At 72.0% G+C, this 24,684-nt stretch carries 24 protein-coding genes; 13 read left to right on the top strand and 11 right to left on the bottom strand.

The genetic code is table 11. The annotated features are described in order from the left end of the window. Window positions 1–20 precede the first annotated feature (20 nt). Entirely contained in the window at window positions 21–1,904 is a 1,884-nt protein-coding gene (locus ABD324_RS28555) for a sigma-54-dependent Fis family transcriptional regulator (protein ID WP_344423893.1), read from the bottom strand. 292 nt (window positions 1,905–2,196) lie between these two features. Here ABD324_RS28555 and ABD324_RS28550 point away from each other — a divergent pair, with 292 nt between their 5' ends. The 6 genes from ABD324_RS28550 to ABD324_RS28525 all read left to right on the top strand — a co-directional run bounded on the left by ABD324_RS28550 (window position 2,197) and on the right by ABD324_RS28525 (window position 9,689). After that, window positions 2,197–3,831, top strand: coding sequence for a ferritin family protein (locus tag ABD324_RS28550; protein WP_344424234.1), 1,635 nt, complete (start codon window positions 2,197–2,199; stop codon window positions 3,829–3,831). Window positions 3,832–3,992: 161 nt separating this feature from the next. Beyond that, the gene (locus ABD324_RS28545; protein ID WP_344423890.1) at window positions 3,993–5,045 is read left to right on the top strand and encodes an FAD-binding oxidoreductase; all 1,053 of its coding nucleotides are present in this window, start codon (window positions 3,993–3,995) and stop codon (window positions 5,043–5,045) included. Next, window positions 5,045–6,229 carry an aromatic/alkene monooxygenase hydroxylase subunit beta gene (locus tag ABD324_RS28540; RefSeq protein ID WP_344423886.1) on the top strand — a complete coding sequence of 395 codons (1,185 nt, stop codon included), beginning with the start codon at window positions 5,045–5,047 and terminating at the stop codon, window positions 6,227–6,229. Before ABD324_RS28545 ends, ABD324_RS28540 begins: the two co-directional genes overlap by 1 nt. Further along, entirely contained in the window at window positions 6,226–6,600 is a 375-nt protein-coding gene (gene mimD, locus ABD324_RS28535) for a propane 2-monooxygenase effector subunit MimD (protein ID WP_344423884.1), read from the top strand. Before ABD324_RS28540 ends, mimD begins: the two co-directional genes overlap by 4 nt. Window positions 6,601–6,800: 200 nt before the next feature. Then, window positions 6,801–8,486 (top strand): chaperonin GroEL, encoded by a 1,686-nt coding sequence (groL, locus tag ABD324_RS28530; RefSeq protein WP_344423882.1) that lies wholly within the window; start codon window positions 6,801–6,803, stop codon window positions 8,484–8,486. Between the two features lie 90 nt (window positions 8,487–8,576). Then, a complete protein-coding gene (locus tag ABD324_RS28525) occupies window positions 8,577–9,689 on the top strand; it encodes an amidohydrolase family protein (protein ID WP_344423879.1) in 1,113 nt (370 codons plus the stop codon). A gap of 82 nt (window positions 9,690–9,771) precedes the next feature. On the opposite strand, the gene ABD324_RS28520 is transcribed toward ABD324_RS28525, so the two are convergent. The 3 genes from ABD324_RS28520 to ABD324_RS28510 all read right to left on the bottom strand — a co-directional run bounded on the left by ABD324_RS28520 (window position 9,772) and on the right by ABD324_RS28510 (window position 13,123). Beyond that, entirely contained in the window at window positions 9,772–11,103 is a 1,332-nt protein-coding gene (locus tag ABD324_RS28520; protein ID WP_344423876.1) for an MFS transporter, read from the bottom strand. Window positions 11,104–11,236: 133 nt separating this feature from the next. Then, window positions 11,237–12,415 carry a GNAT family N-acetyltransferase gene (locus tag ABD324_RS28515; RefSeq protein WP_344423873.1) on the bottom strand — a complete coding sequence of 393 codons (1,179 nt, stop codon included), beginning with the start codon at window positions 12,413–12,415 and terminating at the stop codon, window positions 11,237–11,239. Between the two features lie 21 nt (window positions 12,416–12,436). Beyond that, window positions 12,437–13,123, bottom strand: a complete 687-nt coding sequence (locus ABD324_RS28510) for a gamma-glutamylcyclotransferase (RefSeq protein ID WP_344423870.1) — start codon at window positions 13,121–13,123, stop codon at window positions 12,437–12,439. 74 nt (window positions 13,124–13,197) lie between these two features. Between ABD324_RS28510 and mtnA the strand changes: the two genes are divergently transcribed. Both mtnA and ABD324_RS28500 read left to right on the top strand, forming a co-directional pair. After that, window positions 13,198–14,112, top strand: a complete 915-nt coding sequence (gene mtnA / locus ABD324_RS28505; RefSeq protein ID WP_344423867.1) for an S-methyl-5-thioribose-1-phosphate isomerase — start codon at window positions 13,198–13,200, stop codon at window positions 14,110–14,112. Between the two features lie 265 nt (window positions 14,113–14,377). After that, entirely contained in the window at window positions 14,378–15,478 is a 1,101-nt protein-coding gene (locus ABD324_RS28500; protein ID WP_344423864.1) for a LacI family DNA-binding transcriptional regulator, read from the top strand. A 91-nt stretch (window positions 15,479–15,569) separates the two neighbouring features. Here the strand turns inward: ABD324_RS28500 and ABD324_RS28495 are convergent, their stop codons facing one another. The 4 genes from ABD324_RS28495 to ABD324_RS28480 all read right to left on the bottom strand — a co-directional run bounded on the left by ABD324_RS28495 (window position 15,570) and on the right by ABD324_RS28480 (window position 18,641). Further along, entirely contained in the window at window positions 15,570–16,487 is a 918-nt protein-coding gene (locus ABD324_RS28495; protein WP_344423861.1) for a ribokinase, read from the bottom strand. A gap of 144 nt (window positions 16,488–16,631) precedes the next feature. Then, window positions 16,632–17,258: an MBL fold metallo-hydrolase gene (locus tag ABD324_RS28490; RefSeq protein WP_344423858.1), complete on the bottom strand. Its 627-nt coding sequence runs from the start codon at window positions 17,256–17,258 to the stop codon at window positions 16,632–16,634. After that, the gene (locus tag ABD324_RS28485) at window positions 17,258–18,346 is read right to left on the bottom strand and encodes an S-(hydroxymethyl)mycothiol dehydrogenase (RefSeq protein ID WP_344424232.1); all 1,089 of its coding nucleotides are present in this window, start codon (window positions 18,344–18,346) and stop codon (window positions 17,258–17,260) included. The genes ABD324_RS28490 and ABD324_RS28485 overlap by 1 nt, the downstream gene beginning before the upstream one ends. A gap of 79 nt (window positions 18,347–18,425) precedes the next feature. After that, window positions 18,426–18,641: an FDXHR family putative zinc-binding protein gene (locus tag ABD324_RS28480; protein WP_344423855.1), complete on the bottom strand. Its 216-nt coding sequence runs from the start codon at window positions 18,639–18,641 to the stop codon at window positions 18,426–18,428. An 87-nt stretch (window positions 18,642–18,728) separates the two neighbouring features. Between ABD324_RS28480 and ABD324_RS28475 the strand changes: the two genes are divergently transcribed. The 3 genes from ABD324_RS28475 to ABD324_RS28465 are packed head-to-tail and all read left to right on the top strand — an operon-like array spanning window position 18,729 to window position 21,116. Beyond that, window positions 18,729–19,121 (top strand): DUF3224 domain-containing protein, encoded by a 393-nt coding sequence (locus ABD324_RS28475; RefSeq protein WP_344423853.1) that lies wholly within the window; start codon window positions 18,729–18,731, stop codon window positions 19,119–19,121. Window positions 19,122–19,140: 19 nt separating this feature from the next. After that, on the top strand, window positions 19,141–20,307 hold the full coding sequence (locus tag ABD324_RS28470) for a fumarylacetoacetate hydrolase family protein (RefSeq protein ID WP_344423850.1): 1,167 nt from the start codon (window positions 19,141–19,143) through the stop codon (window positions 20,305–20,307). A 14-nt stretch (window positions 20,308–20,321) separates the two neighbouring features. Continuing rightward, the gene (locus ABD324_RS28465) at window positions 20,322–21,116 is read left to right on the top strand and encodes an enoyl-CoA hydratase-related protein (protein ID WP_344423847.1); all 795 of its coding nucleotides are present in this window, start codon (window positions 20,322–20,324) and stop codon (window positions 21,114–21,116) included. Between the two features lie 69 nt (window positions 21,117–21,185). Here ABD324_RS28465 and ABD324_RS28460 read toward each other — a convergent pair whose 3' ends face one another. Continuing rightward, a complete protein-coding gene (locus ABD324_RS28460; RefSeq protein ID WP_344423844.1) occupies window positions 21,186–21,809 on the bottom strand; it encodes a class I SAM-dependent methyltransferase in 624 nt (207 codons plus the stop codon). Window positions 21,810–21,861: 52 nt separating this feature from the next. Here ABD324_RS28460 and ABD324_RS28455 point away from each other — a divergent pair, with 52 nt between their 5' ends. Together ABD324_RS28455 and ABD324_RS28450 are read left to right on the top strand one after the other, a co-directional pair. Next, entirely contained in the window at window positions 21,862–22,386 is a 525-nt protein-coding gene (locus ABD324_RS28455) for a gamma carbonic anhydrase family protein (RefSeq protein ID WP_344424229.1), read from the top strand. Between the two features lie 106 nt (window positions 22,387–22,492). Further along, on the top strand, window positions 22,493–23,338 hold the full coding sequence (locus ABD324_RS28450) for a Gmad2 immunoglobulin-like domain-containing protein (RefSeq protein WP_344423841.1): 846 nt from the start codon (window positions 22,493–22,495) through the stop codon (window positions 23,336–23,338). Here the strand turns inward: ABD324_RS28450 and ABD324_RS28445 are convergent. Together ABD324_RS28445 and ABD324_RS28440 are read right to left on the bottom strand one after the other, a co-directional pair. Further along, complete coding sequence (locus ABD324_RS28445; RefSeq protein ID WP_344423838.1) at window positions 23,325–23,921, bottom strand: hypothetical protein; 597 nt, start codon at window positions 23,919–23,921, stop codon at window positions 23,325–23,327. The two genes, ABD324_RS28450 and ABD324_RS28445, sit on opposite strands and share 14 nt — an antisense overlap. Window positions 23,922–24,019: 98 nt before the next feature. After that, complete coding sequence (locus tag ABD324_RS28440; protein ID WP_344424226.1) at window positions 24,020–24,655, bottom strand: MadR family response regulator transcription factor; 636 nt, start codon at window positions 24,653–24,655, stop codon at window positions 24,020–24,022. Window positions 24,656–24,684: the final 29 nt, after the last annotated feature.

The following is a 24,684-nucleotide window of genomic DNA, read 5'->3' as shown; positions in this document are numbered from 1 at the left end:
ACGCGAAAAATCCGGATCCCTCAGACCTCGGAGCCGTCGGGCATGGAGATGCCGTAGCCGCGGATCTTGCGGTAGATCGTCGCCCGGCTCATGCCCAGACGACGAGCCGCCTCGGCCTTGTTGCCGTCCGTGTCCAGCAGCGCGTCCACGATCGCGTCGCACTCGATGGCCTCGAGCGGGGTGAGCACCCGGCGGGTGATCGCGCGCGTCTCCGGCGGCAGGTCCTCCGGCCGGATCGTGCCCGTCCGCCGGCGCGCCACGACCTTGCGCAGCACCTGGTAGAGCTGGTCGACGTTGCCGGGCCACCGGTTGCGCATCAGCACCCGCATCGCTTCGGGCGAGCAGTGCAGGTCCGCGCCCCGGGTGAGCCGCGCCAGCAGGTACGGGACGAGCTCGGCGACGTCCTCGATGTGGTGGCGCAGCGGGGGCACCTCGATGCTGCGCGGGAAGCAGCTCAGGAGCTCGGCGAGCTCCGGCGAGTCCGCCTCGGAGCTGCGGGAACGGGTCGCGACGACCCACTGCCGCTCCGGGTCCGTCGACTCCCGGTAGGGCTCCAGTGCGTCCGCCAGGGCCAGCGCGTTCTCCGCCGACAGGGAGTCGACGTGCTGCAGCACGAGCGTCCCGCCGCCGGTGTGCAGCTCGTCGGCCACCTCGGCGATCCAGCGGGGGCCGCAGTTCGCGGCGTCGAGCACCCGGACGTGCCCGGCGGGCGAGTGCATCTGGTGCGTCGCGCGGGCGAGCGTGGTCCGCCCCGAGCCCGGCTCGCCCTCCAGCAGCGGCCACTCGTTGAGCCGGAAGTGCCGGTCGACGGTCTGCGCGCACTTCGTCCACAGCGCGCCGGACCCCACCGCGGCGGGCAGCGCCGTGGTGATCGACGGCGTGCCGGGCCGGTTCAGCGAGGCCCGCGACACGAGCTGGACCTGCAGCACCCCGCCGGAGAGCCCGTTCTCGGCCCAGCTCGGCCGGCACTGGACCCGTGCCGTGGCACCGCTGGGCAGGTCCACGAGCAGCTGGCGACGGCGGCCGGTGCGGATGGCCTCCGTGGCGTCGGCCAGCAGCGGGACCTGGTCCGCGGGGTCGATCAGCTCGCGCGCCCGGTCGTTCATCATCACCAGGTCGTCGCTGACGGCGAGCACCGCGCCGCGGCCGCGCCGGCAGGCGGCGAGGTAGTCGTGCAGCAGGGTGAGCTCGCGCCGCCCGGACTGCTCGAGCAGCACCTCCTCGATGCGCCGGGCGATCGTGGCGGCGGTGGCAGCCATCATCGCGCTGGCCTCGCTGCGCCAGCAGGTCAGGTCGAGGACGCCCAGCAGCTTGCCGGTGACGGGATGGTGGATCGGCACCCCGGCGCAGGCCATCTCCTCGAGGTGTTCGACGTAGTGCTCGTGCCCGAACACCTGCGCCGGCGCGCGCCCCTCCAGCGCGGTGCCGATCCCGTTCGTCCCCACGTACTGCTCGGCGTAGCTGAAGCCGGGGGCCAGCCAGATCCGGTCCAGCTGGGCGCGCAGCGCGGAGTCCCCGGTGCGCCGCTCGAGGACCACACCCTCGTCGTCGCACAGGATGACGCTGACCGGCTCGGTGGCGAACTGGTCCGCGAGGTCCTCGATGACGGGCCGGGCCGCGCGCATCAGTGGGCTGTCGGCCTCCGAGTCGCTCTCGTAGGGCAGCTCGAGATGGTCCGTGGGCACGGAGAACTGCCGGGAACGGGTCCAGGACGCGAGGATCGGCGCCCGGACCAGACCGGGCGCGGGGTCCTCGTCGTGCAGGAAGGACTCCCGGGCGAGAGCGACGCGCGCCGCAGCCGCGCCCACCGCGACGGGTGCGGCGGGCGCAGGGACGAACCGGTCGGCTGCCTCACGGGCATCCGACCTCTCGTGGTGGACGGCGCGTTCGTTCTGTTCGACCAACCGGTTGCCCTTCTCGGAGCAGCTGTGGTCCGCGTTCACGCGGCAGCCGGGATCGATCCGGACGCTACCGCCCGGACGAGAGGAACGATAGGCCCAGGTCAGCCCCCCACCGTCTCATATTGAGACCGCAGGTCAGCGGGGTGGGCGGTGTGATCTGCGTACCGAAGGCTGTGACGTGAGTCGCATCCTCCGGCACAGGGTCCGGCGACGCCGCGGGCTCCCGCGCCGCCCACCGGCAGCCGGCTCTGTGACTTTCCCACCACCGTGAGGAGACGATGTGAGTCGGCAGAGTCTGGCTAAGGCTCACCAGAAGATCCAGGAACTCGCCTGGGAGCCGCAGTACCACGAGCCGTACATGAAGTACGGAACCGACTACACCTTCCGGAAGGCGGCGAAGAAGGACCCGCTCAAGCAGGTCCTCCGGAGCTACTTCCCGATGCAGGAGGAGAAGGACCACCGTGTCTACGGTGCGTCCGACGGTGCGATCCGCGGGAACATGTTCCGCCAGGTCCAGGAGCGTTGGCTGGAGTGGCAGAAGCTGTTCCTGAGCATCATCCCGTTGCCGGAGGTCTCGGCGGCGCGTTCGATGCCCATGCTCTTCCACGTGGTTCCGAACCCGGAGCTGCACAACGGCCAGGCCATTCAGATGATCGACGAGGTACGCCACTCGACGATCCAGCAGAACCTGAAGCGCCTGTACATGAACAACTACATCGACCCGGCCGGCTTCAACAACAGCCTGCGGAACTTCCACAGCGACTACTGCGGCACCATCGGCCGTCAGTTCGCCGAGGGGTTCATCACCGGTGACGCGATCACCGCGGCGTCGATCTACCTGACCATCGTCGCGGAGACGGCGTTCACGAACACCCTGTTCGTGGCCATGCCGGCGGAAGCGGCCGCCAACGGCGACTACCTGCTGCCGACGGTGTTCCACTCGGTCCAGTCCGACGAGTCGCGACACATCTCCAACGGTTACGCCACGCTGCTGATGGCCCTGTCCGACGAGGACAACCGCCAGCTGCTCGAGCGCGACCTGCGTTACGCGTGGTGGAACAACCACCGCGTCGTCGACGCCGCCATCGGTACCTTCATCGAGTACGGCACGAAGGACCGCCGCAAGGACCGCGAGTCCTACGCGGAGATGTGGCGCCGCTGGATCTACGACGACTACTACCGCGCCTACCTGGTGCCGCTCGAGAAGTACGGCCTGGTCATCCCGCACGACCTGATCGAAGAGTCGTGGAAGCAGATCTGGGAGAAGGGCTACGTCCACGAGGTCGCGCAGTTCTTCGCCACCGGTTGGCTCGCCAACTACTGGCGCATCGACGCGATGAACGACGAGGACTTCGAGTGGTTCGAGTACAAGTACCCAGGGTGGTACGACAAGTACGGCAAGTGGTGGGAGAACTACTCCCGCTTGGCGAAGCCGAACGGGCACAACCCGATCGTCTTCGAGGACGTCGACTACGTGTACCCGGCCCGCTGCTGGACGTGCATGGTGCCGTGCCTGGTCCGTGAGGACATGGTCACGGCCGAGGTCGACGGCGTGCACCGCACGTACTGCCACGAGGTCTGCCGGTGGACGGACGTCGAGGCCTTCCGACCCACGTACCAGGGTCGCGAGACCCCGAACATGGGCCGGCTGGTCGGCAAGCGCGAGTGGGAGACGCTGTACCACGGCTGGAACTGGGCCGACGTCGTCTCCGACATGGGCTTCGTGCGCGACGACGGGAAGACGATGACGGCGCAGCCGCATCTCGACCTCGACCCGAAGAAGATGTGGACGCTCGACCACATGCGGCGTTGTCCGCCGCTGGCGAGCCCCAACGTCCTCTTCAACGAGATGAACGACGAGGAACGGGCCGCCTACGTCGCCGACTACAACCGGCAGGGCCCCGCCGGTCGCCCGGCGCCGAAGAGCTGACGCTCTGAAGGCATGACGGGCCACTCGGTCGCCTGAGCGCGGGTCAGGCGAGGGGGGAGGGCCGGGGCCTCCGGCCCTCCCCCCGCTCGACCCTGCCCTTTTCAGGGCTGCTCGACCCGGCCCTCTCGGGCCCTGTCCACGACGATCGAAGGAATTCATCAGTGGGTGAGAAGCACGTCGTCCGGTTCGAGCCGGTCGGCATCGAGATCGAGGTCGACGAGGACCAGACCATCCTCCGCGCGGCTGCCGAGCAGGGCGTCCAGCTCATGCACGGGTGCAAGGAGGGTCAGTGCGCGGCCTGCAAGTCCTTCGTCCTCGAGGGCGAGGACATCGAGCTCGACAGTTACTCCACGTTCGCGCTGCCGGACTACGAGAAGGAGGAGGGGTCCACCCTCCTCTGCCGGGCCCACGCCTACGAGGACCTCGTGATCGAGCTCCTCAACTACGACGAGGAGATCATCCGTTCGGGCCTGCCGCTGCGGAAGGGCACGGTCGAGGTGGTGGCCAACGACGAGGTCACCCACGACATGCGCCGCCTGGTGGTCAAGCTCCTCGAGCCCGACGAGATCAAGTTCTTCCCCGGCCAGTACATGGACTTCGTGGTCCCCGGCACGGAGGAGACCCGCTCCTTCTCCATGGCGAACACCCCGAACCGCGACGGCGAGTTCGAGTTCGTCATCAAGATCTACCCCGGCGGCCTGTTCTCCGAGCACCTCGCCGAGAAGATCCAGGTCGGTGACCATCTCGAGGTCGAGGCGCCCTTCGGGACGTTCACGCTCCGGGAGAACCGCACCTCGGACATCATCTTCGTGGGTGGTGGCGCCGGCATGGCGCCGGTCCTGGGGCTGCTCCGCTCCATGGCCGAGCGCAACGTGGAACGCAAGGCGCGCTTCTACTACGGCGCCCGCACCGCGAAGGACCTCTGCTTCGCGGACGAGATCGCGGCGCTCGGTGAGCAGCTCCCCTCGGGGCTGACCTACACCCCCGCGCTGTCGGACCCGGACGGCGATCCGTGGGAGGGCGAGACCGGCCTGATCACGGAGGTCGTGCAGGCCAAGGAATCCACTTTGGAGGGATGTGACGCCTATGTCTGCGGTCCGCCGCCCATGGTCGACGCGGCGATCGCGACGCTGACCGCACTGGGTGTGCGCGAGGAGAACATCTTCTACGACAAATTCACCACCACCGGTGAAACAGAAGGCGAGGACGGCTGATGACGACAACGGAACGGCCCGAACGCAGTGTCCCGAAACCCGTCTTCACCGACGCGGAAGCCGGCGCACGCGAATTCCCCGACTCGGGCGCCAGCGCCCGCCGCTACAACTACTACAAGCCGGCGAAGCGCAAGCAGACCCACTACGAGGACGTCACGGTCGACGTCCAGCCGGACCCGCGGCACTACCTGTCGCAGGGCTGGATCTACGGCTTCGCGGACGGCAGCGCGGGATACCCGCTGACCTGGACCAAGCTGAAGGCATGGGGCGTCGACCGGCCCGAGCCCGAGCGCTTCCCCGGATCCGGTGGCAAGGGCTACGAGTGGCCGGCCCACGGCTGGCACGAGTTCCGCGACCCCAACGAGGAGTGGGAACTCACCTTCTACCGGTACAACGCCAACGTCGTCCGGCAGACGAACCAGAACATCGAGAACGCCCGCAACGCCAAGGCGTTCGAGCAGTGGACCTCGAACTGGCAGCAGTTCGTGGAGCGCAACGTCGGCGCCTGGATGCACATCGAGCACATCCTCGGCCTCTACGTCTTCGCCGCCTGCAACCGCTCCGGCCCGACGAACATGCACAACACCGCCATGGCGGTGAACAGCATGCACAAGATCCGGTTCGCGCAGGACCTCGCGCTCTACAACCTCACCCTCACCGAGGAGATCGAGGGCTTCGACGGCGCGGCCCACCTCGACGCCTGGAACAACGACGAGGTCTGGCAGGGCGTCCGCAAGGTCACCGAGGCGCTCACGGCCGTCGACGACGACTGGGGCGAGTCGATCTTCGCCACCAACGTCGTGTTCGAGCCCCTGCTCGGCGAGCTCTTCCGCTCGCAGCTGGTCATGCAGGCGGCCGCGGGCAACGGCGACTTCGTGACCCCGACCGTCATGGGTGCCGCCGAGTTCGACTTCGCCCAGCGCGACCTGCGCTGGACGCAGGCCTGCTTCGGCCCGCTCACGCAGGACAAGGAGTTCGCGCAGCACAACAAGGACCTCATGCAGGGCTGGCTCGCGCACTGGGTGCCGCAGGCGATCGAGGCGGCGCGCACGCTGCAGCCGATCTGGTCGCTTCCCGACGCCAAGCCGCCACGCTTCGAGGACAGCCTCGACCGCGTGAAGAGCCGCTTCGCCGGCATCTTGACGGACCTCGGATTGGACGCCCCGAAGGAGCTGAACCAGTGACGAGCTTCACCACCGCGGAGAGTCCGTTCAAGGCGGACCGGACGGCATCGGGCAAGGCCGGCGTGACGCTGATGAACAACCAGATCGGCGTGGTCGTGGCGGACGTACTCGACCAGTACGACAACGTCACGGTGACGCATCTGCCGTCGATGATCCGCGTCGACTGCGTCGGCCGGATGGACTTCGTCTACGACGACATCTCCGAGGCCCTCGGCGAGGAGCCGGGCTTCTACGACGCCGCCGAGTTCGAGGAGAACATGTCGACGCACTACGGGAAGATGATCCACATGGACGACCGGACGGTGATGTTCGGCAACCTCGAGGAGGCCGCCGAGTTCATCGGGGACATGCTCCCGCCCGCCGTCACCTGACCCTGTGAGTGGCAATGGTCGCCATGGCGACCATTGCCACTCACAAGGCCCCGGCCCGTCGCGAGGCCCGCACGGCCCGGGGTTCTGCACGTCTCTCTCACACCGTTCCCGCCACCGTCCCGGGTCCGCAGCCCGGGACGGAAGGCGGGGAGGTCACCCGCGCCCGACCGACATCGCTGTCGTATCCAGGAGGACTCGTCATGGCCAAGGAACTCAAGTTCGGGGCGGACGCCCGAAAAGCACTGCAGGCCGGTGTCGACCAGCTCGCCGAGGCCGTCAAGTCCACCTTGGGCCCGAAGGGCCGCAACGTCGTCCTCGAGAAGATCACCGGCACGCCCGAGGTCACGAACGACGGTGTGACCATCGCCCGCGAGATCTACCTGCGCGACCCCTTCGAGAACATGGGCGCGCAGATCCTCAAGGAAGCGGCGATCAAGACCAACGACATCGTCGGCGACGGCACCACCACCGCCACGGTGATGGCCCAGGCGATCGTCCGCGAGGGCATGAAGGCCATCCAGTCCGGCGGCAACCCGGTGCTGGTCAAGCGGGGCATCGACGTCGCCGTCGCCAAGATCGTCGAGCACCTGTCCACGGTGGCGCACCCGGTCGACTCGCTCGAGCACCTGTCCCGGGTCGCCGCCATCTCCGCCAACGACGACGAGTCGATCGGCTCGGTCGTCGCGCAGACGCTGCACACCGTCGGCGACGACGGCGTGATCTCCGTCGACGACGGCCCGGTCCTCGGCCTGCAGGTCAGCTTCGTGGAGGACTTCGAGTTCGACAACGGCTACGTCTCGCCCTACCTGGTCACCGACCCGGGCTCGATGATGGCGATCCTCGACGATCCCTACATCCTGCTGTCCGCGGAGAAGATCACCGACGTCCGGCAGCTGATGCCGGTGCTCGAGAAGATCATGCGCGACCCGCGGCCGCTGGTGATCGTGGCCGAGAAGGTAGAGGGCACGGCCCTGCAGATGCTGGTGCACAACCACGTCAACGGGCACCTCAAGGTCACTGCGATCCAGGCGCCGGGCTTCGGCGAGAAGCGCGTCCACATGCTGGAGGACATCGCCGCGCTCACCGGCGCGAAGGTCCACAGCAAGGCCTCGAGCTTCGCGCTCGAGCAGATGACCGCCGAGCACCTCGGCCGCGCCACCCAGGTCCGAGCGACCAACGAGCACACGGCGATCATCGGTGGCTCCGGCGCCCGGGAGGCCGTCGACACGCGGTTGTCCCAGCTCCGCGCCGAGATGCACCGCGCGAGCATCGGCACGGACGAGGACTGGCTCAACGACCGCATCGCCCGGCTGTCCGGCAAGGCGGCGATCATCTCCGTCGGGGCGCCGACGAACGCCGAGCTCAAGGAGATCCGGCACCGCGTCGACGACTCCCTGCAGGCCACCCGGGCCGCCATGGCCGAGGGCATCGTGGCCGGTGGCGGTTCGGCGCTGCTGCACGCCGAGTCCGCCCTCAACTCGCTCGAGGTGAACGACGACTACCGGATCGGCGTCGAGATCGTGCGGGCGGCGCTCACCGAGCCCGTGCACCTCATCGCCTCCAACGCCGGGTACGACGGCGCCGACGTCGTCAAGCAGGTCACGGACCTCGGTGTCGACGAGGGCTTCGACGCTCTCGAGGGCCGCTTCGGCAACATGATCGAGATGGGCGTCATCGACCCGCTGCGCGTCGTGCGCTCCGCCCTGCAGAACGGCGCGAGCGTCGCCGGCCTGATCCTCACGACCAACTCCCTGGTCGCCGAGGAGCAGACCCCCTGGAACAAGGCGCTGATGACGGAGTACGGCCCCCTGGACGACGGCATCCCCCAGCCCAGCCCGGACAGCTCCACCCCGCAGTCCCTGGGCCTCGGCCCGTCCATGGGCTAGCTGTCTTTTTCCGCATTATGGAGCCACAACTGTCGTTTCCGGCCCGGAAAATGACAGTTGTGGCTCCATAATGCGCTCGGGGGAGGGCGAGTGTTCGAGATCGGCGGGGAGAGGTATCTCGTTGTCGACGCGCACGTGCACGCGTGGGACGGGGCTCCGGCCAACCAGGCGGGGCCTGCGGGGGAGCAGTTCGTCGCCGATCTCCATCACCGGCACCGGGTGCTCGACCGGCGGCCGCGGCCGCTGACCGTCGACGAGTTCGAGCGGGTCAGCGAGCACGGGCTGGCGGCCGACCTGCTCGGCACCGGGCACGTCGATCGCGCTGTGCTGCAACCGCTCGGGCTGTCCGAGCTGTTCGTGCTGGGCTTCGACCCGTCGTCCTGGCACGCGGAGCTGGCCGAGGGGCTGGCCGGGCGGTTCGTGGTGACGGGCGAGCTGGACCCGACGGTCGACGGTGCCGGCCGGGGGATGGCGGCCCGGATCCGCGACGAACAGCTCCGCGGGATCTCGCTGGTGTCCGCGCGGCGCCCGGAGTCCCGGACATCGCTGGCCGCGCCGTGGTTGCGCCGCACGCTGTCCCGCGCCGAGCAGGCCGGGGCGGGGGTGGTGCACCTCGGCGTCGGCGTGGTGGCGCACCCGCCGCCCGGGGCACCGGTCTGGGCCCACGCCGGCGTGCCGGACCGGCCCACCGCCACCCGTGCCACCCGCTCGCGCTGGCCCAGCTGGGCCGAGCCCGTCCGGGCGGGGTCGGCGCTGCCGGTGCGGGTGCGCAACCTGCGCCCGCCGCCCGCCGGCGGCTTCGACGCCACCGAGCTGTCCGTGCTGGCCGGGGCCCTGCCGCGGGTGCAGTTCGTGGTGGGCAGCGGCTGCCTGCCCACCGCCGTGCTCGCCCGGCTCGCCCGGCTGCCCAACGTCTCCGTGCTGCTCGCGGACCTGCTCGTGGGCCTGCGGACCCATCCGGAGGAGGCCGGCGACGCCCTGGACGCGCTGCTGGCCGCCTACGGTCCGCAGCGGCTGCTGTTCGGCTCGGGCTATCCGCTCGTGCGGCCCGGCCCGCTGGTGGCCGAGACGGTCGCGGCGCTCCGATCCCGGGGCCTCGGACCTGTTGCGCTGCAAGCGGTCCTGGGCGCCACCGCGGCCCGCCTGTACCGCCTGCCGGTGCCGGAGACCCTGATCCGGCACGACGACGCCGCCCGGGCCTGACACGCCAGCCGCCCGGGCCTGACACGCCACCGGCCCGGTTCCCGTGGTGGGAACCGGGCCGGCGGTGTGGTGGGAGCGGAGATCAGGTGGACGGGTCCGATCCGCGCCCGGACCCGGACAGCGCCGGCGCGCGTTCGGGCACGTACTTGTCCGTGCCGGGGATCCGCGTCGGGTGCGACAGCGACTTCCGCGCCGTCTCCGGCATGATCAGGATCGGGATGATCGCGATCACCGCGGCGCCCATCAGGTAGTAGGCCGGGATGAGGTCGTTGCCGGTGCTCGAGATCAGCGCCGACACGATCAGCGGCGCGGTGCCGCCGAAGGCCGCGGTGGACGTCGAGTAGCCGATGGAGAAGCCGCCGTAGCGGTTGCGCGTCGGGAACATCGCGGGCAGCGCCGAGCCGATCGTGCCGAGCATCAGCAGCAGCAGGATGCCCACGATGGCCAGGCCCACGATCACCGGGAACACGGCCTTCTGCCCCAGCAGCAGGAACGCCGGGATCGACAGCACCAGGAAGCCGATGGCCGAGGTCAGCAGCACGGGCTTGCGGCCGACCCGGTCCGAGAGCGAGCCCACCGGCGCGATGAGCGCCATCATCACGACCATGACGCCGATCAGGACGAGCAGCGACTCGGTGTCGCTGATCTCCAGCACCTGCGTGAGGTAGGTCGGCATGTACGTCAGCAGGATGTAGTCCGCGACGTTGAGCAGCACCACGAAGCCGACGAGCTGCAGGATCTGCGGCCAGACGTTGGCGATGACCTCCTTGAAGGGGCTCGCCGCGGTCTTGCCCTCGGCCTCGGCGTACTGGAACGCGGGCGTGTCCTCCAGCCTGCTCCGCAGCCAGAAGCCGATCAGGCCCAGCGGGCCGGCGACCAGGAACGGGATCCGCCAGCCCCAGCTCTGCAGGGTGGCGTCGTCGAAGCCCAGCTGGACGACGGTCGCGAGCACCGCGCCGAGGATGGTGCCGCCCAGGGTGCCGAACTCCAGGAACGAGCCCCAGAAGCCGCGCTTGCGGTCGGGGGCGTACTCGGCGATGAAGGTCGCGGCGCCGCCGTACTCGCCACCGGTGGAGAAACCCTGCACCAGCCGGAAGAACAACAGCAGGATCGGGGCCCAGACGCCGATCGTCGCGTAGCCGGGGATGAGACCGACGCAGAACGTCGATCCCGACATCAGCAGGATGGTGACGGCCAGGACCTGCCTGCGGCCGAAACGATCGCCGAGCGGGCCGAGGATGATGCCGCCCAGCGGGCGCAGGATGAACGGGATCGCGATCCCGGCGAACACCAGGATCGTCCCCGCGGCCGGACTGACATCCGGGAAGAACACGCTCTTGATGACCGTGGCCAGATAGCCGTAGACGCCGTAGTCGTACCACTCGATCGCGTTGCCCATCGCGGCGCCGGACACGGCCCTGCGGACGGTCCTCGTATCCGCTTCCTCGACCACTGGCGTCGCGCCATCGGTATCGCTGATCAGTTCCCCCGTCCGGTTCGCGGGACAACGCTAGGCGAGGTCGTTCCGGGTCGCAGGATGAGGCGGCTCAGAAATCGGTGCCGTGCACGGGGGACCGGTCGGCCGGGAAGGCGGCGTCGATGTGCCGTACGACCTGCGGGGACGCCTCGATCAGACGGGCCCGGGCCAGCGGTGCGGCACGCTGCCCGCCGAGATACAGGGCACCGAGCGCGCTGCTGCCGAGGGAGGCATCGGGCTGGTCCGTCGTGGGGGCACACGTTGCGCCGTCCGGCCCACCGGTGAGGTGGACGCGGGTGGGGCCGGGCAGCACGGGATCGTGGATGTCCAGCACCAGGTCGACGTCCACCGCGTACCGGCGGGCGGCCAGGGCGGCGGCCGGATCGAGGAGGCGCGCCCACACGCCGTCGCGCAGCCGGGTCGTCCGGACCTGGCGCGGGTCGGTCAGCAGGAACGGCAGCGGATCGCCGAGGGGGCACTCCGCCGTCTCGACGCCCTCGACCAGGTCGTTGCCCAGCAGCACCCGCCAGAGCGCGACGTGCGCCTCGTCCGTCACCGCGAAGAAGTCCCTCACGACCAGCGTGCGCCGGGCATGGTCCATCCGGTAGGACGCGTAGCCGTCCGCGTGCAGCAGCCGGAACAGGATGCTCCCGCCGCCGCGGATCTCCGGCGGGTCGGCGTCGAACAGGTCCCACACGACGTCGTGGCGCAGCACACCCGCCGGGGTCGCGGCGGCCCAGCGACGCTGGACCTCCCGGATCCCGGGCTCGTCGGCCTCGACCATCCGCACGCCGCCGGGATCGGGGACCTCCGGGCGGAAGGTGGCGGCGCGGCACTCGATCCGCACGTCGCGACACTCGGTCGCGGCGCCGTAGCCGAAGCGGCCGTAGATGCCGCTCTGGCTGGCCATCAGTGCCGCCACGGTCACCCCGGACTCGGCGAACCCGCGCAGCTGGGCGTGCATCAGGGCCCGCAGCACGCCCCGGCGGCGGTGCGTCGGCAGCACGGACACCCAGGTCACGCCCTCGACGTCGACCTGTCCACCGGGGACCCCCATCGGGAACGGGACCGAGCCCGCGATGCCCGCGAGCTCGCCGTCGACCTCGCCGAGCAGGAAGCGGTCCATGTCGAACAGCCGGCGCATCCCCTCGACCCAGCCGGGGGTGTGGCTGTTGCCGAAGCCGCGCTCGTCGTGGCGCATCACGGCGTCGAAGTCGGCATCGGTGGCCCTGCGCACGGAGACGGTCACGAGATCGGGAGTGTGCCGCCGTCAGCCCCCGGCGTCGAGCGCTTTCGGGATCGTGGTCGCGTCGAGGCCGTCGGAGGGGGCGGGTGCGCCGCGCAGGCCCCGGGCCCCGGTCTGCGGCACGTCCGCACAGCGGACCATCCGGCCGTCGACCAGCAGCGGCCGGCGGATCCCGGCGTCCCCGAGATAGGTGGCGACGTCGGGGTGGACCGTGCCGTCCTCGGTGCGGACCTCGCCGGTGTGCAGGTGGGCCAGGCGGTAGCGGCCGGAGCGGCGGCCCTCGCAGACGTCGAGCACCTCGACCTGCGCGGGCGTCGCGTACCAGACGGCGTGCTCCTCGACGACGCCCGGTGCGGTGGCGAGCACGGCCGGGCGCTGGTCGTCGACGATCCGCAGCCCGTGCGCCCACACCGCGGCCACGCCGGTCGTCCGGGCCCGGAGCACCACGACCTGCCCGGTCAGCCCCAGCTGGGCGCGCAGCCAGCCGATCTTCGCCGGGTTCCGGTTGGAGCCGTAGGTGAGCAGCGGTGTCCGCTGTCCGAGCGGGACGTCGAGGAACCCGTCGAGATCGCCGCCGCGGACCCGCCACCCGGACGGCATCCCGGGATCGGGCAGCACCGCGATCCCACCCCCGGGCACGTGCACGAACGAGCGGTCCGGCACCACCCCCGGATACGGCGCCGCGGGGTACTCGGCGTCCGGGAAGTCCACGCCCCCACCGTAGGACCCGCGAGTCGGCACTTTTGGTAGGCCGAATGTGACGTTCCGGATGAGAGGGTGGAGGCATGGATCTGCCCCCGACGCTCGAGTGGCGGGACGGGAGGCTCGTCCTCGTCGACCAGACGCGGCTGCCGGAGCTGCACCTCGTCGCGATCGGGACCGTCGACGAGCTGGTCGACGCCATCCGGCGGCTCGTCGTCCGCGGGGCCCCGGCGCTGGGCGTCGCGGGGGCGTACGGGGTGGTGCTCGCGGCCCGGGAGGGCCGCGATCCCGAGGTGGTCGCCGCGGCCCGGCCCACCGCCGTCAACCTGCGGCGCGGGGTGGAGCGGGCGCTCGCCGCCGCGGATCCGCTGGCCGCCGCGCACGCTTTCCGGGCCGAGGACATCGAGGGTTGCCAGGCGATCGGCGCCCGCGGTGCGGCGCTGCTGACCGAGCTGTGCGGGGACAGGCCCCTGCGGCTCCACACGCACTGCAACGCCGGCGCCCTGGCCTGCGTGGAATGGGGGACGGCGCTGGGTGTCGTCCGGTCGCTGCATACGCAGGGGCGGGTGGAGCTGGTGGTCGCGGACGAGACCCGGCCGCTGCTGCAGGGGGCGCGGATCACCGCCGTCGAGCTGGCGGCGATCGGGGTGGAGCACCGCGTGATCGTCGACGGGGCCGCGGCCTCGGTGATCGCGCGCGGGCTGGTCGACGCCGTGGTCGTCGGGGCGGACCGGATCGCGGCGAACGGCGACGTCGCCAACAAGATCGGGACCTATCCGCTCGCGCTCGCCGCGGCGCGGGCGGGGATCCCGTTCGTCGTGGCCGCGCCGGAGACCACTGTGGACGCGGACACCGCGTCCGGGGCGGAGATCGAGATCGAGGAGCGGGACCCGGCCGAGGTGGTCGCGGGCGCGCCGGCGTGGAACCCGGCCTTCGACGTGACGCCCGCCGATCTCGTGACGGCGATCGTCACCGACACCCGCACCTGGCGGCCGTGAGCAGTGCCGCCTCCCGAGCCGCCTCCCGAGCCGTCTTCTGTGCTGCTGCCCTCCCGTTCTCGCAGGTCGAGAGGGGTCGCCTCGGACGAGCTCCGGCTCGGGACCACGAGCGGTCGCCGGCGGGGCTGACGGAGATCGTTTCCGGACGGGTCCGGTGCGTCCGGGTTGCCGCCGTCGTCCTCGGTCCGACGGCCTCGGATGAGGGTCCGGCGCCGGGGCCGCTGTAGCGTGACGTGCTGTCTGGTGTCGACGGGACGGCGGTGCAGTGGGTCAGGACGTCAAGCTCGACGACGTGGCTCGTGAGGCGGGGGTGTCCATCGCGACGGCGTCGCGCGCCCTGTCGGGTGCGTCGCGGGTGTCGCCCGAGACCGTCCGGCACGTCACGGAGGTCGCGCGCCGCCTCGGCTACCGGGTGGACAAGATCGCCCGGGCGATGCGGGCCGGCACCACGCGCACGGCCGGGATGGTCGTGCCGATCATCGCCAACCCCTTCTTCGCCGAGCTCGTCGGCGCGGTCGAGGGAGAGCTGCACAAGCACGACTTCGAGCTGCTGCTCGCCGACTCGCAGGCCGATGTCGAGCAGGAGGCCAAGCGCCTGAACACCCTGGTCGAGCGGCGCGTGGACGGCATCTTCGTCGTCTCGCAGGACTCGCGGTCGGCCACGGCCGTCGAGCTCGTGCAGCGGTCGGTCCCGATCGTCCAGGTCGACCGGAGCATCGCCCGGATCGACGCGGACTTCGTGGGCATCGACAACGAGATGGGCGTGGCGATGGTGCTCCGGCACCTCGCGGAGCTCGGCGCCCGCAGTGTCGTGCTGGTGTCCGCGGACGACGCCAACTCCGTCGGGCGGTCGAGGCGCCGCGCCTTCCAGCGGGTCAGCGCGGAGCTGGGGCTGTCCGTGCGGGAGCCGGTCATCGGGGCGTTCGACGTGGACACCGGGAGCAGGGCGGCCGGCGTCCTGCTCGAGCGCGGCGAGCTGCCGGACGCCGTCGTCACCGGCTCCGATCTCATCGCGTTCGGGGTCATCGCCGCCCTGCGCGAGGCGGGCCGCGAGGTGCCCGGCGACGTCCTGGTGACCGGGTACGACGGCAACGCGATGAGCGGCCTGTACAGCCCTCCCCTCACCACGGTCCACCAGCCGCTCGGCGTGATCGCCCGCGAGGCGGTCATGTTCCTCATGGAGCGGCTCAAGGAGCCGGGCCTGCCGCCACGCAGGATGGAGGTCCGCCCCGAGCTCATCGTGCGGCGTTCCACCGACGGCGCCCCGCCCCGCTCCGCACCCGACGCGGCGGCAGCCGTCGACCCCGCCCGGCCCGGGTGTCACCCGGGTGCGCCCGCGTCCGGCGGCCGCACCCGGGGACGTTAGTCACCGCGATGTCGCCGGCCCCCGAGGTCCGGCACGCGGGCGCGGTACCCGGGTACGACCGAGACGGGCCGGGCTCGAGCAGCGTCGTCCGTCACCGGCCGACGGTCGTGCCCTGCCAGCCGTCGAGCTCCTCGGACGAGGCGTAGGAGGCCTGCGCCCCCGCGCCCCGGGCGGCCCATGCGCCGGCGACGACCCCCAGCCTCGCGGCGTCCACGAGGGACGACCGGCGGGCCAGCCCCGCGGCGACCGCGCCCATGAAGGCGTCGCCGCAGCCCGTGGTGTCGACGACGTCCACCCGCACGGCGGGGATCTCCGTGATCGATCGCGGCTCCAGGACCACGGCACCCCCGGCGCCCAGCGTGACGATGCAGGAGGGCACGCCCCGCCGGGCGAAGGCCGCGCGGAGGCTCGCCCAGCCCTCCTGGTGCTCCACGCCGGTCAGCGCCGTCGCCTCGGCGTGGTTGACCACGACCACGTCGGTGGCCCGCCACAGCCCGTCGGGCAGCTCGGCCGCGGGTGAGGCGTTGAGCAGTACCCGCCCGCCCAGCGCGGCCGCCCGCTCCGCCACCGCCTCGACCACCGGCACGGGGCTCTCCAGGCTCAGGACGACGATCGCGCCCGTGCCGAGCGCGGAGTCCGGCACCATCGCGCTCTCCAGGAGCGCGTTGGCCCCCGGCCAGACGACGATGCAGTTCTCCCCGCTTGTATCCACCGTGACGACGGCCGATCCGCTGCGCCGGCCCGCTGCGCGCACCACGCCCGCGGTGTCCACCCCGCGGGCGGCCACCTGGCCGACGAGGGCCGAGCCCTCGGCGTCGTCGCCCACGACGGCGAACAGGGAGGTGCCGGCACCCAGCAGCGCGGCGGAGACGGCCTGGTTGGCGGACTTGCCGCCCACGCCCCGGTGGCTGGCGACCGCGAGCACGGTCTCCCCGGGGCTCGGCAGCGCCGTCACGGTCAGGCTGTGGTCGGCATTCACCGTTCCGACCACAGTGACGTCGAGATCCACGCTTTAGCTCCCCTCGCTGTGGAATCGATTACGCCCAGCCTAGGGTCCGCCGGCCCCGGAGTCGACAGTGTCACGCGGGCGACGGTGTGGCGTCGACCGCGGGTGGTGGTGCCACCGCTCCCGGGGCACCCCCACCCGCGGGGCCTAGTGCCCCCGGGCGATCCACTCGTCGAGGTGGGGTGCCTCGGAACCGACGGTCGTGCCGTCGCCGTGGCCCGTCCGGACCTCGGTGTCCCCGGGGAGGGGCAGCAGCGTCGACCGGATCGAGTCGATGATCGTGTCGAAGCTCGAGTACGACCGGCCCGTGGCGCCCGGCCCGCCCGCGAACAGCGTGTCCCCGGTGAAGACGGTGCCCAGTTCGGGGACGTGGAGGCAGGTGGAGCCGGGGGAGTGGCCGGGGGTGACCAGCGCCCTGAGCTCGATCCCGCCCGCGGTGAGGGTCTGGCCGTCCGTCAGCTCGCCGTCCGGTTTGCGGTCGGGCCAGGTGAGCTCCCAGAGCGGGGCTTCGGCCGGGTTGAGCAGGATCGGCGCCGAGAACCGGTCGGCCAGAGCCGGGGCCTGGTTGACGTGGTCGTCGTGGGCGTGGGTGCACACGATCGCCACGACCCGGCGATCCCCGACCGCCTCGGCGATGGCCTCGGCGTCGTGCGCCGCATCGATGATCAGCACCTCGTCGGAGGAGCCGACGATCCAGACGTTGTTGTCGACGTCCCAGGTGCCGCCGTCCAGCGAGAACGTGCCGGAGGTGACGAGGTGCTCGATGCCGGCCATCAGAAGACGACGACCGAGCGGAGCACGTCGCCGTGGTGCATCTTCTCGAAGGCGGCTTCGATGTCGTCGAGCCCGATCTCCTCGGACACGAACTTGTCGAGCGGCAGCCGGCCCTGCAGGTGCAGGTCGATGAGCATCGGGAAGTCCCGCGAGGGGAGGCAGTCGCCGTACCAGCTCGACTTGAGGGCGCCGCCGCGGCCGAAGTACTCGATGAGCGGGAGCTCGGGCGCCTTGAGGTCGGGGGTGGGGACGCCGACGAGGACGACGGTGCCGGCGAGGTCGCGGGCGAGGAAGGCCTGCTTCCAGGTCTCCGGGCGCCCGACCGCGTCGACGACGACGTCCGCGCCGTAGCCGCCGGTCGCGGCCTGAATCGCCTCGACCACGTCGGCGCTCTTGGCGTTGACGGTGTGGGTGGCGCCGAAGCCCTTGGCCCACTCCAGCTTCCGGTCGTCGGTGTCGACGGCGATGATCGTGGAGGCGCCGGCGAGGGTGGCGCCGGCGATGGCGGCGTCGCCGACGCCGCCGCAGCCGATGACGGCGATGGAGTCCCCGCGCCCGATGCCGCCGGTGTTGATGGCGGCGCCGATGCCGGCCATGACGCCGCAGCCCAGCAGGCCGGCGACCTGGGGGGTGGCGGCGGGGTTGACCTTGGTGCACTGCCCGGCCGCGACCAGGGTCTTCTCGACGAACGCGCCGATGCCCAGGGCGGGGGAGAGCTCCTGGCCGCTCGTCAACGTCATCTTCTGGGTGGCGTTGTGGGTGTTGAAGCAGTACTGGGGCTTGCCCTTGGCGCAGGCGCGGCACTGCCCGCAGACGGCGCGCCAGTTGAGGATGACGAAGTCGCCGGGGGCGACCTCGGTGACCCCGTCGCCGACGGACTCGACGATGCCGGCGGCTTCGTGCCCGAGCAGGAACGGGAACTCGTCGTTGATGCCGCCGAGCTTGTAGTGCAGGTCGGTGTGGCAGACCCCGCAGGCCTGGATCGTCACGACGGCCTCGCCCGGGCCGGGGTCCGGGATCACGATCGTCTCGACCGAGACCGGCTTGCCCTTCTCGAGGGAGACGACCCCGCGGACCTCTTGCGCCATGCTCACTCACTCCTCGTCGCCCGCGCGCGGATGCACGCATTCATGGCGACCCTTTCATGAGTTGCCACCCGTCCGCCGCTCACCCGGCGAGATCGAGGGGCCGCAGCCAGATGCCGTTCTTCGTCTGCGCCAGGTCGATCTCCCGGGGATCCCGGCAGGTGCCCTGCGGCCGGTGCGCGTCGAACAGCGGCGCGTCGTCGAACACCCGGCCGCAGCCCCGGGACCGCCGGCAGCAGTGCGCCCGGTCCGCCCCCACCCAGGTCAGCTCGCAGCACGACATCCTCACCACGTCCACGTGCGGGGAGGCTACGGGGCCCCACCGACGAAAACGGGTGTCGGGTTTCTCCAAGACCCTCCGCGCGGGCTCCGCCAGGATGGGCGCATGACGCAGACGAGCGGCGGGTTCGAGCTCCCCACCTGGGAGGACAGCATCTACGCCGAGCCCGAGGGCGAGTCCTACGCCCGGGTGAGCAACACCAAGATCTGGTCCGGGGGCATCACCGGTGAGAGCTCCGCCGAGCTGATCACCATGCGGGCGGCGTCGGGGAGCGCGGCCTACGTCGGGATCGAGCGGCTCGACGTGGCGCTCGACGGCCGCAAGGGCACCTTCGTCCTCGCGCACGTCGCCCAGGGCGACGCGAGCGGCGGCTCCATGACCGTCACCGTGGTGCAGGGTTCGGGGACCGGGGAGCTGGTGGGGCTCACCGGGAGCATGCAGATCCGGCGCTCCGACGAGGGCGCCCACACCTGGGAGTTCGAGTACACCCTCGGCTGAGGCGCTAGCGTGCCGGAGCATGAGCACCGCCGCCGTCCTGCCGCCGGATCCGCCCCTGGGCACCGCGCTGGGGGTGGTCGCGGGCTCCGGCAGGCCCGGGCCGTCGCGGATCGTCGCTCCCGTCGGCACCGCGTACGTCGACGTCGGGACCCTCGCCGCGGCGCAGGATGGCCCGCACCCGTCGCTGCTCGGCGAGCCCGACCTGGACGGTCTGCTGGCCGCAGGGCGGTCCGCGTGGCGCGAGGTCTGGGAGTGGCTGACCTCCTGGCTCACGGACCCGGAACGGTTGGCGCCCTACGCGTTGCCGCAGGCCGGTGTGGTCCCGGTGCTGCCCTTCACCGTCGCGGACTACGTGGACTTCTACGCGTGCGAGCAGCACGCCACGAACGCCTCGGAGATCTTCCGGCCCGGCGCCGGACTCGTCCCGAACTGGAAGCACCTGCCCGTCGGCTACCACGGCCGCGCCGGAACGGTGCAGGTCAGCGGCAGCCCCGTGATCCGGCCCACGGGGCAGCGCGGTCCCGGTGACCTCGGCCCGACCCGGCGCCTGGACTTCGAGGCCGAGCTCGGCTTCGTGCTCGGCGGCGCGAGCACCGGCCCGGTCGCGGTGGGCGACGCGCTGGACCATGTCTTCGGCGTCGTGCTGCTCAACGACTGGTCGGCCCGGGACGTGCAGGCCTGGGAGTCCCGGCCGCTGGGACCGTTGCTGGGCAAGTCCTTCGCGACGTCGGTCTCCGCCTGGATCACCCCGCTCGACGAGCTGGCCGGCGCCTGGGTGGACCCGCCCGCCCGCGATCCCGAGCCGCTGCCGTACCTGCTCGGTCCCACGGACCGCGGCCTCGACATCACCATCGAGGTGCGGCTCAACGGGGAACGGATCTCCACCCCGCCCGCCGGGGAGCTCTACTGGACCTCCGCCCAGCTCGTCACCCATCTGACGACCAACGGGGCCCCGATCCGCCCGGGTGACCTGCTCGGCTCGGGCACGGTCTCGGGCGCGCGGCGCGACCAGCGCGGCTGCCTGCTGGAGATGACGTGGGGCGGCCGGGACGACTTCGCGCTCGCCGACGGCACCACCCGGATCTGGCTCAACGACGGGGACGAGGTCTCGATCGTCGCCAGCGCGCCGCGTCCCGACGGGAGCCGCGTGTCGCTGGGCGAGGTGCGCGGGACCGTCACCCCCTGAGGCGAGGAGCCGGCATGGACTACGAGGACATCCTGTTCGAGATCGACGGCGGCACCGCCGTGATCACCATGAACCGGCCGGCGCGCTACAACGCGTTCCGCGCGCGGACCGTCGAGGAGATGATCCACGCGCTCCGCCGTTCCTGGGCGGACCACGACGTGCGGGCGATCATCCTGACGGGCGCGGGGGACAAGGCGTTCTGCACCGGCGGGGACGTCAAGCAGCGGGCCGAGACGGGCGACTACGGGCCGAGCGAGAGCGGCCTGTTCGAGATCGGGTACCTGCACAAGTTGTTGCGGGACATCCCGAAACCGGTGATCGCGGCCGTCAACGGGCTGGCGATCGGCGGCGGTCACGTGCTGCACGTGCTGTGCGACGTCACGATCGCCGCGGACACCGCGCGCTTCGGGCAGACCGGGCCCAAGGTCGGCTCGTTCGACGCCGGCTTCGGCTCCGCGTACCTGGCGCGGGTGGTGGGGGAGAAGAAGGCGCGCGAGATCTGGTTCTGGTGCCGGCAGTACAGCGCGCAGGAGGCCCTCGAGATGGGCCTGGTGAACACGATCGTGCCGGCCGCGGACGTGATGGCGGAGGCCAGGTCCTGGGCCGCGGAGGTCGCGGAACGCAGCCCCACCGCCCTGCGCGTGCTCAAGCACTCGTTCAACGCGGACACCGACCACCAGGCGGGACTGTCCAACATGGCCATGGCGGCGCTGGACCTGTTCGCCGTGTCGGACGAGGGGATGGAGGGCGCCCACGCCTTCGCCGAGAAGCGCCCCCCGGACTTCGCGCGCCACCACCGCCCCCACTGACCCCCACCGCCCGCCCCACCCGACCCCACCGCCCGCGAGTCGGCACTTTCGGTAGCCCGAAACACACGCTCACGACGTGAGGACGTGCCGGGTGACTCCGGGGGCCTCGGTGGGGTGCGACGTGACCGTCCACCGGTCCGCGGCGGCGGCCAGGAACTCCGGCGCGAGCGGACGGCCCGGGTCGGTCAGCCACACCTGCGGGGCGAGGCGGGGCAGGACCTCCAGCAGCTCGACGACGTTGCGGTGCCCGTAGAGGAGGTCGGCGCCGAGGACGAGATCGACGCGCCCCGCGACCTCCGTCCAGCTGTGCGCCACGGCCCGAAGAGTGCCGGAGGCGCTGCGGCGCACCAGGTCCACCGCCGTCGTCGACAGGTCGGTGGCCAGCACGTCGGCGCCGGCCCGGGCGGCCGCGAGGCTCGGGAGTCCCAGCCCGCACCCGATCTCCAGCACCCGGGTGCCGGGCGCGATCCCCTCCGCCGCGCGGGCCAGCTCGATCCCGCTCGGCCACAGCTGCGCCCAGTGCGGGGGCAGGAGCTCGTCGCCCACCTCGTCGAACGGCACGTCGGTGCCGGGTGCGGGCCGCAGGAAGCGCAAGCGCCCGCCGGCGAGCTCGACCACGTCCCACTCCAGGTCCACCGCGCCATGATCGCCGAGAGTGCGCAGGATCGGCCACCAGCGGCCGGGGATCCGCACTCCCGGTGACCATGGTCAGGCGGGCGGCGTGACCAGATGGCAGGGTGGCGGGGTGCCGCTGTTCAGCTTCGAGGGCGTCTCGCCCACGGTCCATCCCTCCGCCTTCGTGGCCCCGACCGCCACCGTGGTCGGCGACGTGACGATCGAGGAAGGGGCGTCGATCTGGTACAACGCCGTGCTCCGCGCCGACTTCGGGCCGATCCGGGTGCGGGCCGGCGCGAACGTGCAGGACGGCTGCGTGGTCCACGGTGGCTCGGACGGCACCGAGATCGGGCCCGGCGCGACGATCGGGCACCTGTGCGTGGTGCACGGCTGCGTGATCGGCGCCGAGGCGGTGATCGGGAACGGCTCGACGATCCAGGACGCCGCCGTGATCGGGCCGCGGTCCATGGTCGGGGCAGGGTCGCTGGTGCCGCCCAACGCCGTCGTCGAGGAGGGGACGCTCACGCTCGGGGCCGCGGCGAGGTCGCGCGGGCCGCTGTCCGAGGGTGCGCAGTGGTGGGTGCGGGAGAACCCGCAGGTCTACCGGAACCTCGCCCAGCGGCACCGGGCCGGCGTGGTGCCCGTCGTGCCCTGACCGCCGCCGCAGGCGGGCCGGTCGTGCCCTGATCGGGGTGGCGCGGCGGCGCGGGCGTGTCGTCCGTTTCGGGTCATGATGGGGCTTCTCGGACGGCGGAGGTCGCATGACCGGAGGCCCGGCTCGGTGCCGGCTGCTCGCGACGGCATGCCTGCTCGTGCTGCTCGGCGGGTGCGCCGGGACCTCCGATGCGGACGACCGCCGCATCCCGCCGCCCCCGGTCCCGACCGCCACGGGCGTGCCCGGCGCGTCGGGGGTGGTGGTCTGGTTCGTCGGCGACACCCCGGCGGGGGAGCGGCTGTTCCGGGAACGCCGGGCGCTCACCGACCGCGAGCCGGCCGATCCGGTCGGGCTCGCCGTCACCACGATGCTCGACGGCCGGGCGCAGGACCCGGACTACCGCTCGGACTGGCCCGCGGGCGTGGCCCTGCGCAGCCCGGTGACCCGGGCGGACGGGATGCTCACCGTCGATCTCGCCGTCGCGGGGCCGCTGCGCGGGCCGGCGGGCCTTGCGCTGCAACAGCTCGTCCACACCGTGCAGGACGCCGCCGGCAGCGACGACCCGGTGCGGGTGCTGGTGGGCGGGGAGCCGGCCGCGACGCTGCTCGGCGAGCCCGTGTCCGCGCCGCTGACCAGGGCGGACCCCTACTCGGTGCGGTCGCTCGTCCAGGTCGACGATCCGGCGGAGGGGGCTCCGGTCCGCTCGCCCCTGGTGGTGACGGGTGAGGCGGCGGTCTTCGAGGCCACCGTGCTCTGGGAGCTGCGGGACCGGAGCGGCCGGGTGGTCGTCGCCGGGGCCGGGACGACCGCCGAGGGGCAGCGGTTCGCGCCCTACCGGTTCGAGGTGCGCGCGGCGCCGGGGGAGTACGACCTCGTGGTGTCCGAGGACGATCCGTCCGGCGGGGCGGGGCGCGGGCCGATGGTGGACACCAAGCGCGTCACCGTCCGCTGATTCCTCTGAGCCCCAAGGCTTTCAGCTCCAGATCGGCGAGCGCCCCGACGACCTCCGGATCACCGGTGCGCCAGGCCGCCGCCGGGTCCGTACCGACCCGGTTGAGCTGCCGGACGGGCCGGTGGGCCAGCGCGCGCAGGGCCAGGACCTCCCCGCTCGCGCCGCGGGCGGCCGTCGCGGCGCGGGCGAACCGGATCCGCAGGGGCAGCCAGACCGCCAGCACGGGGAGCAGCCCGAGCACGACGATCAGGATCCCGGCCCCGGTGGCGACCGTGCCGACCACGGAGATCTGCTGCTGACCGGCCTCGACGAGCGTGCGGCCGGCGTCGGACCCGGGGCCGAACGCACCGGCCAGCCGGTCGCCGATCAGCGGGACGTCGCCGGCCCCGCGGGCGGCGCCGTCGAAGGCGTCCCGGATGGACTCACCGGCCCTGACCAGCGTGAAGCCGGGTCCTTGGAGGCGGAGCAGGAGATCGTGGGCCGCGACGCCGAGCAGGATCCAGACGACGGCCCAGGCGATCGCGAGGACATCGGCGAGGACCTGACCGGTCAGCCGGGCGGGACGCTCCGCATACAGGCGCATGCGCACGGTTCCTACCGGGTGGCGCGGTGCGGCGCGACCCCACGTCGCAGATGTGTGTTTCGGCCTCCCGAATGTGCCGACTCGCGGGGTTGGGTCGGTCAGAGGAGGCCGAGTTTCGTGGCGGCGTAGACGGCCTCGGCGCGGCGGCTGACCATGAGCTTGCGCATCAGGTTGCCGACGTGGAACTTCACCGTGGTCTCGGAGATGAAGAGCTCGGCGCCGATCGCGCGGTTGGAGAGGCCGCGGGCGAGCAGGCGCAGGACGTCGAGCTCGCGTTCGGTGAGGCGTTCGCGGTCCGGGACACCGCCCGACAGCGAACGGACCATGGCGCTTGCGCTGCGGGCGTCGAAGGCGCTCTCGCCGCGCGAGACCGCGCGGATGGCGCGGACCAGCTCGGTGGTGTCGACGTCCTTGACCACGTAGCCCCGGGCCCCCGCCTGCACGGACTCGACGACGAGACGGTCCTCGGCGAACGTCGTCAGCACCAGGACGCCGATGCCGGGATGGGCCTCGCAGAGCGTCCGGCAGACGTCCAGGCCGTCCGTCTGGGGGCCCGCGGTGAGCTTGAGGTCGAGCAGCACCACATGAGGGCGCGTCGCCGCGACGGCGGCGACGGCGTCCGCGGGCGTGCCGGCCTCGCCGACGACGCGGAGGTCCTGCTCGCGTTCGAGCACGGCGCGCAGGCCCTGGCGCATGATCGAGTGGTCGTCGACCAGCACGATCCGCACGGGCATCGGGCGGGCACGGTTCGGCGGCCGCTGCT

The sequence above is a fragment of the Pseudonocardia ailaonensis genome (genome assembly GCF_039531635.1).
Lineage (GTDB): Bacteria > Actinomycetota > Actinomycetes > Mycobacteriales > Pseudonocardiaceae > Pseudonocardia > Pseudonocardia ailaonensis.
This window is presented reverse-complemented; position numbering and strand designations above follow the sequence as displayed.